This is a genomic window from Sulfurimonas sp. SWIR-19 (genome assembly GCF_020410885.1).
Classification (GTDB): domain Bacteria; phylum Campylobacterota; class Campylobacteria; order Campylobacterales; family Sulfurimonadaceae; genus Sulfurimonas; species Sulfurimonas sediminis.
On record NZ_CP084578.1, the window covers coordinates 651,949 to 665,648 of the forward strand.

At 37.3% G+C, this 13,700-nt stretch carries 18 protein-coding genes and 2 tRNA genes; 11 read left to right on the forward strand and 9 right to left on the reverse strand.

Features of this window, described 5'->3' with window-relative positions; genetic code table 11:
* The first annotated feature begins 39 nt into the window (after positions 1 to 39).
* From LCX93_RS03395 to exbD, 6 genes are read left to right on the forward strand one after another with little or no spacing between them, the layout of a single operon-like run.
* Entirely contained in the window at positions 40 to 381 is a 342-nt protein-coding gene (locus LCX93_RS03395; RefSeq protein ID WP_226068523.1) for a hypothetical protein, read from the forward strand.
* 48 nt (positions 382 to 429) lie between these two features.
* Positions 430 to 1,437, forward strand: a complete 1,008-nt coding sequence (gene pyrC / locus LCX93_RS03400) for a dihydroorotase (RefSeq protein WP_226068525.1) — start codon at positions 430 to 432, stop codon at positions 1,435 to 1,437.
* A complete protein-coding gene (locus tag LCX93_RS03405; protein ID WP_226068527.1) occupies positions 1,427 to 2,086 on the forward strand; it encodes a response regulator transcription factor in 660 nt (219 codons plus the stop codon). The genes pyrC and LCX93_RS03405 overlap by 11 nt, the downstream gene beginning before the upstream one ends.
* Entirely contained in the window at positions 2,076 to 2,918 is an 843-nt protein-coding gene (locus LCX93_RS03410; protein WP_226068529.1) for a sensor histidine kinase, read from the forward strand. Before LCX93_RS03405 ends, LCX93_RS03410 begins: the two co-directional genes overlap by 11 nt.
* Positions 2,909 to 3,355 (forward strand): TonB-system energizer ExbB, encoded by a 447-nt coding sequence (gene exbB / locus LCX93_RS03415; protein ID WP_188109973.1) that lies wholly within the window; start codon positions 2,909 to 2,911, stop codon positions 3,353 to 3,355. Before LCX93_RS03410 ends, exbB begins: the two co-directional genes overlap by 10 nt.
* Positions 3,345 to 3,734 (forward strand): TonB system transport protein ExbD, encoded by a 390-nt coding sequence (gene exbD, locus LCX93_RS03420; RefSeq protein WP_226068531.1) that lies wholly within the window; start codon positions 3,345 to 3,347, stop codon positions 3,732 to 3,734. Before exbB ends, exbD begins: the two co-directional genes overlap by 11 nt.
* 21 nt (positions 3,735 to 3,755) lie before the next feature.
* Here the strand turns inward: exbD and LCX93_RS03425 are convergent, their stop codons facing one another.
* Genes LCX93_RS03425 through groES form a run of 5 tightly spaced genes read right to left on the reverse strand, consistent with a single transcriptional unit; the run spans position 3,756 to position 7,296 of the window.
* Positions 3,756 to 3,995, reverse strand: coding sequence for a hypothetical protein (locus LCX93_RS03425; protein ID WP_226068533.1), 240 nt, complete (start codon positions 3,993 to 3,995; stop codon positions 3,756 to 3,758).
* Positions 3,996 to 4,445, reverse strand: a complete 450-nt coding sequence (locus LCX93_RS03430; protein ID WP_226068535.1) for a hypothetical protein — start codon at positions 4,443 to 4,445, stop codon at positions 3,996 to 3,998. It abuts the gene before it with no gap.
* Positions 4,446 to 4,495: 50 nt separating this feature from the next.
* On the reverse strand, positions 4,496 to 5,350 hold the full coding sequence (locus tag LCX93_RS03435) for a patatin-like phospholipase family protein (RefSeq protein WP_226068537.1): 855 nt from the start codon (positions 5,348 to 5,350) through the stop codon (positions 4,496 to 4,498).
* A gap of 6 nt (positions 5,351 to 5,356) precedes the next feature.
* A complete protein-coding gene (gene groL, locus LCX93_RS03440) occupies positions 5,357 to 7,000 on the reverse strand; it encodes a chaperonin GroEL (protein WP_226068539.1) in 1,644 nt (547 codons plus the stop codon).
* 35 nt (positions 7,001 to 7,035) lie between these two features.
* Positions 7,036 to 7,296, reverse strand: coding sequence for a co-chaperone GroES (gene groES, locus LCX93_RS03445; protein WP_151900829.1), 261 nt, complete (start codon positions 7,294 to 7,296; stop codon positions 7,036 to 7,038).
* 214 nt (positions 7,297 to 7,510) lie between these two features.
* Between groES and LCX93_RS03450 the strand changes: the two genes are divergently transcribed.
* The 5 genes from LCX93_RS03450 to LCX93_RS03470 all read left to right on the forward strand — a co-directional run bounded on the left by LCX93_RS03450 (position 7,511) and on the right by LCX93_RS03470 (position 9,447).
* A tRNA-Met gene (locus tag LCX93_RS03450) sits at positions 7,511 to 7,587 on the forward strand.
* A gap of 21 nt (positions 7,588 to 7,608) precedes the next feature.
* A tRNA-Asn gene (locus LCX93_RS03455) sits at positions 7,609 to 7,683 on the forward strand.
* Positions 7,684 to 7,940: 257 nt separating this feature from the next.
* On the forward strand, positions 7,941 to 8,405 hold the full coding sequence (locus tag LCX93_RS03460) for a SixA phosphatase family protein (RefSeq protein ID WP_226069402.1): 465 nt from the start codon (positions 7,941 to 7,943) through the stop codon (positions 8,403 to 8,405).
* Between the two features lie 97 nt (positions 8,406 to 8,502).
* Positions 8,503 to 8,838, forward strand: a complete 336-nt coding sequence (locus LCX93_RS03465) for a hypothetical protein (protein ID WP_226068541.1) — start codon at positions 8,503 to 8,505, stop codon at positions 8,836 to 8,838.
* Between the two features lie 63 nt (positions 8,839 to 8,901).
* Positions 8,902 to 9,447, forward strand: coding sequence for a type II secretion system protein (locus LCX93_RS03470; protein ID WP_226068543.1), 546 nt, complete (start codon positions 8,902 to 8,904; stop codon positions 9,445 to 9,447).
* Between the two features lie 7 nt (positions 9,448 to 9,454).
* Here the strand turns inward: LCX93_RS03470 and LCX93_RS03475 are convergent, their stop codons facing one another.
* From LCX93_RS03475 to hemE, 4 genes are all read right to left on the reverse strand, one after another.
* Positions 9,455 to 9,745: a hypothetical protein gene (locus tag LCX93_RS03475; RefSeq protein ID WP_151900825.1), complete on the reverse strand. Its 291-nt coding sequence runs from the start codon at positions 9,743 to 9,745 to the stop codon at positions 9,455 to 9,457.
* 337 nt (positions 9,746 to 10,082) lie between these two features.
* A complete protein-coding gene (locus LCX93_RS03480; RefSeq protein ID WP_226068545.1) occupies positions 10,083 to 11,717 on the reverse strand; it encodes a Na/Pi cotransporter family protein in 1,635 nt (544 codons plus the stop codon).
* Positions 11,718 to 12,674: a radical SAM protein gene (locus LCX93_RS03485; protein ID WP_226068557.1), complete on the reverse strand. Its 957-nt coding sequence runs from the start codon at positions 12,672 to 12,674 to the stop codon at positions 11,718 to 11,720.
* Positions 12,658 to 13,698, reverse strand: coding sequence for a uroporphyrinogen decarboxylase (hemE, locus tag LCX93_RS03490; RefSeq protein ID WP_226068559.1), 1,041 nt, complete (start codon positions 13,696 to 13,698; stop codon positions 12,658 to 12,660). The genes LCX93_RS03485 and hemE overlap by 17 nt, the downstream gene beginning before the upstream one ends.
* Positions 13,699 to 13,700 lie beyond the last annotated feature (2 nt).

Sequence of the window (13,700 nt, forward strand, 5' to 3'; positions counted from 1 at the left end):
AATTAGGTAGAATTCCTGTAAAAATACGGAGTTTTGCCAATGCTTTACTATACAATGCTTTTTCTTGCCTTTTTATACTTTAAAATCGCCCGCGTTTACAAAAAAGAGGAAAAATCCAATCTTAATATGAATATTCAAAACACTCTTGTTTTTATTGCAATCGTGGCTTTGCTTGTGTATGGTTTTACCCATAAAACATGGTATACAGTTTTACTTGCCTCTTATCTTTTTCTTATTCTCGCTTCACTCATGGTTTCTGCTGTTCAGGTCGGTGTTTTTATAGAAGGAAAACCTTTTGTAAAGCTCAGTCATTTATATAAGTTTTTGGCACCTATAGGCATGCTTCTTTGGTTTAGCGATGTATATTTATGGGGCATTTAACCGCGAATTTGTTATAATATTTGTATTGATAAATTTAAGGAAATTTTTATGAAAACCCATACACTTTTAATGCCTCTGGATATGCACCTGCACCTTCGTGACGGCGTTATGCTTGAAAATGTAGCGCCCTTGAGTGCATACAGTTACAGCGGGGCCATAGTAATGCCCAATCTTGTGCCTCCTGTTGCAACAAGAGAAGATCTTTTAGCATACAGAGAACGGATTATGGCAGCGGTTCCAAATGATTATTTTGAACCCTATATGACACTGTTTTATAAAAACTATGATAAAGCTTTTTTAGAAAGCATAGTGGATGAAATAACAGCGATTAAGCTCTATCCTGCAGGAATTACTACAAATTCAGAGGGTGGTGTCAGCTCTTTTGATATAGAAGAAATGCGTACTACTTTGGAGACTATGAGCAGCTTGGGTATTCCTTTGTGCGTGCACGGCGAGACGGATGGCTTTGTAATGGACAGAGAAGCGGAATTTATGAGTATTTATGAGCTTTTGGCACAGAATTTTCCTGACTTGAAAATTATAATGGAACATATTACAACCAAAGAAGCGGTTGCCATGTTGGACAAATATCCGAATTTGTATGCGACGATTACCGTGCATCACTTACTCTTAACACTGGATGATGTCATCGGCGGATTGATGCGTCCGCACCTTTTTTGCAAACCGATTGCAAAAAGACCCGAAGATTTGGACGCACTTTTAAGTGTAGCGCTTGAAGCCCATCCAAAAGTAATGTTTGGCTCGGATTCTGCGCCGCATCCGCAACATAAAAAAGAGTCCTGTGGCTGTGCGGCCGGTATTTTTACGGCACCGATTTCTCTACAATTACTTGCAGAAATTTTTGATCAGTTTGACAAACTTGACAATCTGCAGGCTTTTGTAAGTGATAATGCACAAAACATTTATGGAATTTGCCCTGAATTCAAAGAAGTGACTTTGGAAAAACGACCGTTTTTGGTACCTGAAAATTATTCGGGTGTTGTACCAATGTTTGCTGGTGAAGAAATTGGATGGGCTATAGAGAGTGTCGATTAAAATACTGCTGCTTGAAGATGACCTTCTTTTTGGGGAGACCCTGGTGGACTTACTCGAGGAAGAGGGGTATGAAGTGCTTCATTACCCCAATGGGCAGGATGCTCTTGATGCCACCTATGATACAAAGTTTGATATTTATCTTTTAGATATCAATGTGCCTCTTATAGACGGTATTTCTCTGCTTGGTGATTTACGCTCTGCCCAGGATGAAACCCCTGCCATTTTTCTCACTTCGCATAAAGAGAAAGAGATGCTTCATCGTGGTTTTGTAAGCGGTTGTGATGACTTTTTAACAAAACCTTTTGATAATGCGGAACTTTTATTTCGCATACAGGCACTTATGAAAAGAACCAGGATCAAAGAAGCGGAATGTATCGGGGAACTGTGTCATGACAAGCTGCATAAATGCATCTATTATAATAAAACGGCTTTGGAGCTTTCAAAAAAAGAGTATGAACTTTTAGTGTTGCTGATGAATCATGTCAACTCTCCTGTACCAAAAGAGCTGATATATGAAGAGTTGTGGACAACGGCTGACGGAGGAGGAAGTGACGGAGCCATACGCGTTTATATAAACAGGCTCAAACAATTACTGCCTACTATGTGCATAGAAAATATTCGCGGCATCGGATACAAACTTGTTTCGTAATCTTCGAATCATTATCTTTGTTTATTACTTTTTTACTGTAGCAGGTTTTTTACTGCTTGGATATTATTTTATCAACGTGTTACATGTAGAGAATCTTTATATGTTTGCTTTTATTGTACTTTGTATTGTTGTACTCTCAGGCGTATTTATATCCAAACTTGCAGTTGATCCTTTGGCTGAGTATGTTCAGGAGTTGCAAAACCTTTCAAAAGAGACCCTCCATGAGCTTAATCTGCCTATCAGCACCATTACCACAACGACACAGCTTTTAGGCAAAAACTGCCATGATGAGAAAATACTCAAACGCATCGGACGTATAAATACAGCCTGTATGATGCTTAAAGAGCGTTATAATGAGTTGGATTATCTGATTAAGATGCAGACAAATCAAAAGATAAAAGAGGCGTTCTTTGCTGATGAGTTAGTCAAACAGAGAGTTGACTTTGTAAAAAAAATATATCCTCAAATGAAATTTAATCTTGTGCTGGAAAAAATGCCTGTATTGAGCGATCAAAAAGGTTTGGGCAAAGTAATTGACAATATTATTGATAATGGGGTAAAATACTCAGGCACTTCAAGAAATATAGATATTGAGGTAAAGAACAACAGTATAAAAATAAAAGATTACGGAATAGGGATGGATGAGGTTGAACTTGTTCGTATCTTTGACAACTATTACCAGTCAAACAAAAATATGCAGGGTTTTGGCATAGGATTAAATCTTGTCAAAAGATTTTGTGAAAGAAACAATATAGAACTGCTGTTGCAGTCATCAAAAAATATTGGAACAACAGTAGAATTAAAATTTAAACAGGAATATGAATGCAAATAACAAATGATATAATGACATATGCAGAACAGGCCCTTGACTATGGTGTTATGGGGACTTTGATACTTATGAGTATTGTCACTTTGTGGCTTTTTATTGAAAGAATGATGTTTTACAAGAGTGTACGCATAGAAGATTATAAACACAGAGACAATTTGGAACTTGACTTAACGGACAATATCAATGTCATCAGTGCAATAGGAACAAATGCACCCTATGTCGGCCTGCTGGGAACGGTCATCGGTATCATGATCACTTTTTATACTTTGGGTGATTTGGGTGCTGTGGATGCCAAAAAAATCATGATAGGACTCGCCCTTGCACTCAAAGCTACGGCGATGGGACTTGTTGTGGCTATGCCGGCTATTGTAGCCTATACAATTCTTCTTCGTAAAGTTGAAAGAATTTTAACAAAGTTTGATGTGGCCCATGAAGTGTAAAAAACAGTTTAAAAAGTTTGACCAGATCAATGTCATTCCTTTTATAGATATTATGCTTGTTCTGCTTGTCATGGTACTGACAACAGCTACTTTTATAAAACAGGGCGTTATTCCCGTGAATTTGCCAGAAGCAAAAGCGACAGAAAAAGAAGATACAAAAAAAGAGGTCACAGTCTATGTGAATGCAAAAAGTGAGATATTTTTTGACAAAGAGAAAGTAAACCTCAAAGAGTTACAGCAAAAACTTTCTGCTCTTTCCAAAGACCAGACGGTAGTGCTTCGAAGTGACAAAGAGTCCAAGTTTCAGGACTTTGTAAATGTGATGGACATTTTAAAGAAACTCGGACATGAACAGTTGTATATAGTTACGAAAGAGTAGTTTTACAGTTAGAGATGCTCTTTAGTAATTTGTCTGCAGCAGTTTAAACTTTTTTTCTTTTACAGATGTTTTTTTGTTTGCAGCCTGTGGCTTTTTTAATTCAGGTACTTTTGTATTAAAACTCTTTTTTTCTATTTTTTTTGTATCTTCTTGAAAGAGTGTTGAAGCAAAGAAAAATAAAATCATTATTATGACAACACTGGCATAAAGTAAAATATAGTTTTTTATATGCCCTGACTCAAACGGGTTTTCAATCTTCATCTAAACAAAAACCTTCATTAATTTTAATTTTTCATTTTCAATGCTTGTCTGTTCTATCTGTGAGATTAATTCTTTATTCATGAAAGCGGCTGTGTGCTTTTGCACCAAAGAAACCAGTGTGGCATAGGAGCTCAGATCGACTGTTTTTTTTCGTAAGGCAGCCTGTGTGACAAAGTTTAATATATCTTCATCTTTGAGCAAAGGGATGTTTTTGAGAATGTTTTTTGTCATCAACTCATTAAGAACGTCATTATGAAGAAGTGCCTTGTCAACGTTTGCTTTTGCGATTTTTTTGTCAAGACCATGTTCAAAAAGTTTTTTGCTGACTTTTGTTCTAAAGCTGTTTGTGCTTTTTGTGTGAATGGTTCCCTGCAGATCTGTTTTTGGTAAAACACCACCAAATGCAATATTTCCTATAAAGACTGTTATTATGAAAATTTTATTACTCATCTGTTTTCCTCGTATGTTATGTATAAGTGTAGTCATTATAAGACAATAAATTATAAATCAGCTCTTTTTTTGCATAAATTATAACCATACGCTATCAATTCTTCCGCTTTGTCAAAGTCAAAAGTGTTGCATAAGTTTCTGGGTATATCTATTTCTATATCAGAAGGATACGCTGCAAGTTTCATACGGGCGAGTGCTCCCTGGAGTGTTTCAAAAGATTTGTTTGCAATGCCGTACATATTGTCTTCTTTGATAAATGTATCGGGTAATGAGAGAGTCTTCAGATAATGTTGCAGTTTTTGCCGTATTGGAGCGTCACTCTTTTTACGCTTTTTTATTGGCATATCAGGAGCAGCTTCAGCACCCAGATTTACCGAAATAGTGAGGTCTGTGTCATCATGAAATGTCGGAGCAATCGGAACAGGATTGAGTACCCCACCATCAACAAGTTTCTTTCCTGATGGTGTGATAAAAGGAGTGAAAAAAAGAGGTAGCGAGATGGATGCTCTAATGGCACTCAGCAAAGAACCACTGTTAATCCATACTTCTTTTTCAGCTTCTATATCTGTACAGACAGCTGTAAATTTTATATCTAAAGATTCGATGAGGTGGTCACCCAGAAGGTCTTGAAGCTTTTGCATCAGTTTGTTGCCTGAAACAATGCCACCGGAACCTTTAAAGTCAAGTAGTTTTAGCATTTCAAGGGTGTCTATCTGTTTGAGCCACTCTTCGTAGGTATGCAGCACTCCGGCTGCATAAAATCCACCGACGAGTGCACCGATAGAACATCCTGAAATAGATTTTATTTCGTAATCGTTTTCTTCGAGGTATCTGATGATGCCAATGTGGGCTAGACCACGGGCACCACCACTTCCAAGAACCAAGGAGACAGTTTTTTTACTCACTGCTTCTTACATCATTCCCGGCATTCCCATTTGTGGAGGCATTCCTCCTCCCATATCTGCTGCAGGAGCTTCTTCTTTTGGAATTTCAAAAATTGCTGCTTCTGTAGTAAGGAGCAGGCTTGAAACGGAAGTCGCATTAGTAAGTGCAACACGCTCAACTTTAAACGGATCGATAATACCGGCTTTAAACATATCTACATATTCACCTGTTGCCGCATTGAAACCAATATTTTCATTTTCTGCATTTTGAATTGCATTGACAACAACACCGGTGTCAAATCCTGCATTCTGAGCAATCTGTTTTATAGGAGCTTTCACGGCACGTAATATAATCTCAGCACCGATTTTTTGATCACCTTCAAGGTCATCAATGCTTACTTTTGCAGCAGCATGAACAAGTGCTGCTCCACCACCGATGACTATACCTTCTTCAACAGCTGCTTTTGTAGCCGAAAGTGCATCATCAACGCGGTCTTTTTTCTCTTTCATTTCAGTCTCGGTTGCAGCACCGACTTTGATGACGGCTACTCCACCGCTGAGTTTTGCAAGACGTTCTTGCAGTTTCTCTTTGTCATACTCGCTCGAAGTTGCTTCAATCTGTGTTTTTATTTCAGATATACGGGCTTTGACAGCTTCTTCACTTCCTGCTCCGTCAACGATGACAGTATTGTCTTTGTCTATGACAACACGTGATGCCTGACCAAGCATAGAAATTTCTGCACCCTCCAATGTATAGCCGGTTTCTTCAGAAATTACAGTACCGCCTGTCAATGTTGCAATATCTTGCAGCATTGCTTTTCTTCTGTCTCCAAAACCAGGTGCTTTTACAGCGGAAATGTTGAGTACACCACGAAGTTTGTTCACAACAAGAGTTGAAAGTGCTTCACCCTCTACATCTTCAGCAATGATAAGTAGCGGACGGCTTGTTTTTTGCACCTGCTCTAAAACCGGAAGCAGATCTTTAAGCGATGTAATTTTACTGTCAACCAGTAAGATATAAGGATTTTCGATTTCTGCCGTCATTTTTTCAGTATTTGTAATGAAATACGGGCTTAGATATCCACGGTCAAACTGCATACCCTCAACAACATCAAGCTCATCCACTATACCTTTGGCTTCTTCAACAGTAATAACACCGTCTTGTCCGACTTTTTCCATTGCTTCTGCAATCATTTCTCCGATTTTTACATCAGAATTTGCAGAAATAGTTGCAACTTGTGCAATCTCATTTTTGTCTTTAATAGATTTAGAAGCTGCTTTGAGATTTTCTAAAATTAAATCACATGCTTTGTCCATTCCGCGTTTTACTTCAACAGGGTTCGCCCCAGCTGTAATATTGCGAAGTCCTTCACTGAATATTGCGTTTGCAAGAACTGTTGCTGTTGTTGTTCCATCTCCTGCCTCATCAGCAGTATTTGATGCAACTTCTTTAACGAGTTGTGCACCCATGTCTTCAAGTTTATCTGAAAGTTCAATTTCACGAGCAACAGATACACCATCTTTTGTTATAACAGGTGCCCCATAACTCTTTTGAATTAAAACATTACGACCACGAGGTCCCATCGTCACTTTTACTGCATCTGTGAGTTTTTCAACTCCACGTGCCAGTTTGTTTCTTGCATTATCTGAAAATATTATCTCTTTTGCCATTTGTTAAACTCCTTATATTTTTTTAATTTTTTTACTTAACCAATGATTCCGAAAATATCATCAACATCTATTACTATATATAAATCACCATCAAGTGTAACTTCATTTCCGGAGTATTTACCAAAAATAACTTCATCACCTTTTTTTAGCTCACTTACTTCTGAACTTACTGCCACAATTTCCCCGCGAGAAGGCTTCTCTTTTGCATTATCAGGGATAATAATACCTGAACTCGTAGTATTAGCCTCTTCAACACGTTTAACCAATACTCTTTTTCCTAAAGGTGTAAAATTCATTATATCTCCTTACAAATATGATTAATTTATGAGAAGAATATTACAAGAAAAAAGTAAAAATGTCAATACCTTTAGTCATATTGACTAAGCTTATCTTATCCTTACATGTAAAGTTCTTTGACAGATTGCTGTATGTGTCTAAATTACTCAATTAAAAGCCTGTTTTAGTAAAAATAAAGTTTAATATATGTATAATTCCACCCTCTTAAACGATGTCAGGGTAGCTCAGCTGGTTAGAGCACTGGTCTCATAAGCCGGGGGTCGGGGGTTCAAGTCCCCCCTCTGACACCATTTTAAGACACTTTTTTATATTCCGGATTAGCTCAGCGGTAGAGTAGGTGACTGTTAATCACTTGGTCACTGGTTCGAATCCAGTATCCGGAGCCACATTTATTTAAACCCCTAAAATACGATATCTCAAGAGATTTTTCCTATCCACTGTATCCATATTGTGCCAAAGTGTAACTACCAAATATTTCCCGCCCATTCAATACTCAAGTGCGACAATTTCATTTCGATAGTAGCTTCAAATGCTTTGAACGAAGGAATAGTACTTTTGCTATAATGTTGAGATACATCAGGATTTTTAGAGATGCCTTTATATAAGAGGGAAGGAGGGTAGTGTTATTAAAATTCTATACATCATAAGACATGCCAAATCCAGTTGGAAAGATTTGGATTTGGATGATTTTGACAGACCATTAAACAAACGAGGTAAAAGAGATGCTCCTGTTATGGGCGAGAGACTTGCAAAAAATCAAATCATACCTGATATTATTTTGTCCAGCCCTGCAAAAAGAGCGAAGATGACTGCCAAAATCATTGCAGACAAAGTTCATTATGATAAAAAAATTATTTTTCTACAGCAGATTTATGAAGCGGACAAGCAAATCTTGCAAAAAATTGTCAATAATATTGATGACAGATTCAGTACGGCATTTCTTGTCGGGCATAATCCGGGTTTGAATGAATTAGCTGAGTATTATGTTAATTATGAAGAGAATTTGCCTACATGCGGCATTGTTGGCATTGCCTTTACATGTAACCACTGGAAAGAGAGTAATGCTGAGAATGCAAGGTTGCTGTTTGTTGATTATCCGAAAAAATAAAAAAACTTTTATAAACAACAATTACTTTTCGAAAAGTAAGTTTCTTTTGCGTATAATCACTATACTTAGTCCATTGATAGTATAAAGGAAATAGTTTATGTATACAGTACAAATGGAAAAAGAGTGTGAGTGTTTTAAAAAAAGTGAATACGAAAACAATGTTACATTTCAAACACAGCAAGAAGCATATAAATATGCAAACATAGTGGCTGAACTTATGAATGAAGAGTTCTGTGGGAAACACACTTTTGATGCACAGTTAGCCGAAGGTGATATGTTTGTAATAAGAGTGGCTTTGAATGCTACAGCGGTTTCTGGTTGCAGCACAGGTGTGAGTTGTGATGTTGGCTGTGAATCTACGGATGACTGGTCTCTTGAATCAACAGAGAAGTCCAATGGCGGCAGCTGTGGCAGTGGATGTGGTTGTGCTTAAACACAACTATTTGGATATAATAAAAAAATAGATTTTACAGGCAGACTAAAAAAGAGAGTATTAATGAAAAAAGCATTTACATTACTGGAACTGGTATTTGTAATAGTCGTGATTGGGATACTGGCTGCCGTTATTCTCCCAAGAGTAAAAACAAACCCGGTTGCCGAAGCAGCTGTTTATTTACTTTCACAAATCAGATATACACAGCACTTGGCAATTATAGATGACAAGTTTACCCAAAATAACACTTGGTACAAAGACCGCTGGCAAATTGTTTTGAATGGAAACAGGTTTTCCATAGTGAGTGATAATAACACAAGATTTGCAAAAGATCCGCAAACTAACAGTGATATAAATAGTACAGTTTTAAAAGGGGTAACTTCAGTTACAACTTCTGGCGGCTGTGCAAATCAGTCTATAATCAGTTTCGATCATTTAGGCAGACCTCTTGTCGGCAGTCTTGCCGCAACAACGGCTGCATATACTGCAGCAGGTAATAATGGTGCACTTTTAACAGTTGACTGTAATCTTACCCTTGCAAACGGCAGTGATGAAAATGTTACTATAACTATCAGACCAGAAACAGGATATGCAAGTATTGAACCGTGAAGCGTACTTACGCTCCACCACCAATTTCGGCATGCAGGTCAAGATAATGTTTGTCATTCCGGGGCATGGTATCACTCATATCACGGGCTTCTTCAAGTGCTTTGATGACTTCATCGAGTTTTTCATAAGGCAAATGTACTTTCCAGTCATGGTCATCATCCCCTTCAAGTGAAATTCCTATACTTACGACGGGACTGCTGAAGTCACCATACGGTTGTTCAATATGAGCAACGCTTATCTCTCCATACCTTGAATTCGGCAACTGTATTGTAGCTATTGATAATGCTGATTTAGGCATCTCTTCTCCTTGATTATAAGAGCACATAATAATCATAAAAAGTTATTCTTTCTGATTCAAATGGCTTGTGTAAAATCTTATCAAATAAGACTGAAAATCTTTTCTTAAATAATATTTAATTATTTAAGTACAGTAAAATAAACCGGAGATTATAAATAATTATATATCAGATTTTATTATATTATAAGAATTTAAACAATTATGATAATCATTCATATAAAAAAGAGGATTTAAAGTCAGTCAGTATGCCTCTGCACGCAGTATATATAAAAAAAGAATCTATAAGTATGATTTTATTTGAAGAAATAAAATTAGATTGTTTTTTTAAATTTTAGAATTAGTCTAATTTCAGTATGTTGTACATAGATTTTGAAAAACTCTTTACTGAGTGCATGTCATTGATTGCCATAGTCGTCACATCAGATTTGATACTATGGTTTCTTGCAATATCTTTTATGATGAGGGTGCTTTTTCTGTAAGCATCCGCAATTCTTTTATAAATTTCATCCATTTCTTTAATGGAGTCTTCGTCTCCCTGGATAGCTTTGTTAAAAGCCTGAATATTTTTGAGTATTTGATAGCGTATGTTTTTATAAAACTGCTGTTCTTCCTTTGTATGTGCATTATAAAAATAATCCAAATCATACAGCATATCTTTTATGACTTTAGCGGCAGTGGCAAGATAATTGACTTCTTTTATGAGTCTGTTTAGCTTATCATTGTACTCTTCATCATTATTGACAGCAGAAAGTTCAGAGGCATAACGGTATATTTCACCTTCTAAAAGACGTATTTTTTCATATACTTTTTCAAATTCTACATTAAAACTGTGGGTGTACTTATCTAAAATTTTATCTATCGCCATATGCTCGTCAAGCACTTTTGAGGGAGGTACATTGATGGCAAGCAGGGCAAATTCCTGAACTTTTTTCAAAAGATGTTCTATCTCTTTTTTGAGTGCTTCTATAGCGATTTGCGGAACTTCTGTAGATACATTACATATAAACTTTGTAACTTTGTCCTGTGCCTGGTGAAAGTATTTTTGTGTAAGAGTCGTCAAAAATGATATGAAGGGGTACCATATAAGAACGCCTAAAATATTAAACAAGGTATGAAAAATTGCAATTTTGATGACACCGTCTGTATGCGGAAATGCAAAGTTTACCAAACTAATCAATTGATATAAAAAGAGTAAACTGATCACTCCGGTTGAGACATTGAAAAGCAAATGGGCCAGTGCCACTCTTTTTTTATCCGCAATACCACCAATACTGCCAAGTAAAGCTGTTACGGTTGTTCCTATATTTGTTCCAACAACAAAAGCAGCCGCAGCCTCAAAACCAATTACATGTGTATAAAGTGCACTTTGTGCAATGGCTATGGAAGCAGAACTCGATTGAATGAGGGCGGTTAAAGCGAGTCCTATTAAGGCATACCAGTAAGGTGTCGAAAACTGATATGCGGTCATATCAAAATTTTGGGCACTGGCACTAAAACTCTCTTTCATTCCCTCAAGCCCTAAAAAGATAAGACCAAAACCAACCAAAACACCAAAATAGTTTTTCCATTTGGATGTGTCAGAACTTAAGACCTGTCCCATGCCTCCTATCCCTATAACAGCATAGGAAAGCAGTTTTATATCCATGTTAAAACCGATAACAGCAACAATCCATGCGGTGACAGTTGTCCCGATATTGCTGCCGAGTATAATGGCTATACTGCTTTGTAAACTCATAAGCTGTGCTCCGACAAGCGAAAGAGCCATAAGTGTCACTACGGAAGAGCTTTGAAATACAGCTGTAGAAAAGATTCCGGTAAGCAGACTTTTAAAATGTGTTTTTGTTGCATTTTGGACAAATCGCTTAAAAGCATACCCTGCGGAAGATTTGATTTGTTCTTCAAGATAAAGCATTCCGAAAAGGAAAAGTCCTAAACCGGAAAAGGCTTCAATCCAAATCTTATAATGCTCCATCTAGTGTCCGTTGCCATGTTGACGCTTTCTTTTCAGATTGTCGGTGGGAACATAAAATTCTAAATTTTCGACCTTTTTAACCGTTACAGCATTACATGTAAGCAAATTGTTCAGGTTCTCTCTGCTTTTTTCATCAAAAAGCAGAGCAATATCCTCCGGAGTCAAAGGACGCTTGTCCAAAGTGTTGAGCACCTCTTCTTTTGTATAATAGGAGTTGTTTGGCTCTGCATGAAGTCGTGAAGCTATATGGATGGGTAAATCGGCATCGAACATAAGGGCTATGGTATGCAGTTCTTTGTAGCTTATTCCTGTCACAGGGTAGGCTGGAGGTCTGTCTATCGTGCCGATATCTACTCTCTGACATTTTATTTTATGCAAAACTTCATTTAGTTTTTGTATCTCCTCTTGTGTATCATTAATGCCATGTACAAAGAGAATCTCTATAAAAAGTTTTCCTCTGTATTTTTGAGAAAAATTTATGACTTTTTGGACAACATTTTCTATTTTGATGGAAGGATGGGGTCTGTCTATCTTTTTGAAAATGTCATGGCTTACAGCATCCAAAGAGAGTTTTACCTGATCAAGTTTTAAAAGAGAAGAAAAAACTTTTTCATTGACAAGCGTGGCACTGTTTGTCAGGATTAATGTCTGGGTATCTTTTTTGATTTCATTTATTGCATCAATCAGTCTGTCCAGATGAGGGTAGAGTGTAGGTTCACCGTTTGCAGTCAGTGTTATGACATCTATTTTATCATGAAGATGTTTACGCAGTTGGGTGATGACTTCATCGACTGAAACGACAAATGTCTGTTCTTTTACTGTCGCACTTGGGGCAAGTTCACAATAGAGACAGTCAAAATTACACTGCTTGGCTGAGGGTGAGAGGTCGATACCCAAACTCATACCGAAACGGCGTGAGTTGACAGGACCGAAAATAATATTATTTTTTGCTGACACGGTGGCACTCTTGTATGAAGTGCTTCGCATTTTCAACAGGGACATCCGGTAAAATTCCGTGACCCAGGTTGAATATATGACGTTTCCCCTGCATAATATTTTGAATATCTTCTACAGCCTGTGTCGTTGCCTCTTTTGAGTATAGACGACATGGCTCCATATTGCCCTGAAGAACATATTTGCTTCCAAGTTTTTCTTTTGCCAACTCCATCGGCGTAGACCAGTCGACACCGAAAACATCAAAATTTCCATATATTTTATCCAAAAAAGCAGGAATACCTTTAGGAAACATAATGATGGGAATATGCGGATACTTTTCTTTGAGGTATTGGGCAATCTCAACCATATATTTCCAGGAAAATTCGTCATATTTGTTTGGTTCAATAGCTGCTGCCCAAGAGTCAAAAATCTGGACGACGTCTATGCCTGATTCTATCTGTTTTTGCATGTAAAGTTTTACGACTTCTGTTACTTTTGCCAGAATTTTATGCAGGAGTTCAGGGTTTGCATACATCATTTTTTTACATACATTGTATGTTTTTGTTCCCTGTCCTTCTATCATATAGGTTGCAAGTGTCCAGGGAGAACCTGTAAAGCCTATGAGGGCTTTATCTTCAGCAAGTTTTGTTTTGATAAGTTTAATTGTATCATATACATATGTCAGTTTATTGGCCGCTTCTTCACCGCCTGTGAGTCTGTCGATATCCTCTTCATTTTTAATCGGGTCAGAAAATTTCGGACCTTCTCCTTTGACAAAGGACAAATCCATACCCATTTCATCAGGAATTACAAGTATGTCGCTAAAGAGTATGGCCGCATCAACACCAACTATGTCTACAGGCTGCAGAGTGACTTCACAGGCCAGTTCCGGATTGTGACAAAGATTTAAAAAATCTCCTGCTTTGGCACGTACTGCCATATACTCCGGCAGATAACGCCCTGCCTGTCTCATCATCCATACAGGAGTGTATGGTGTCTCTTTTCCAAAACATGCATCTACAAATATTTTATTTTTTATTCCCATTT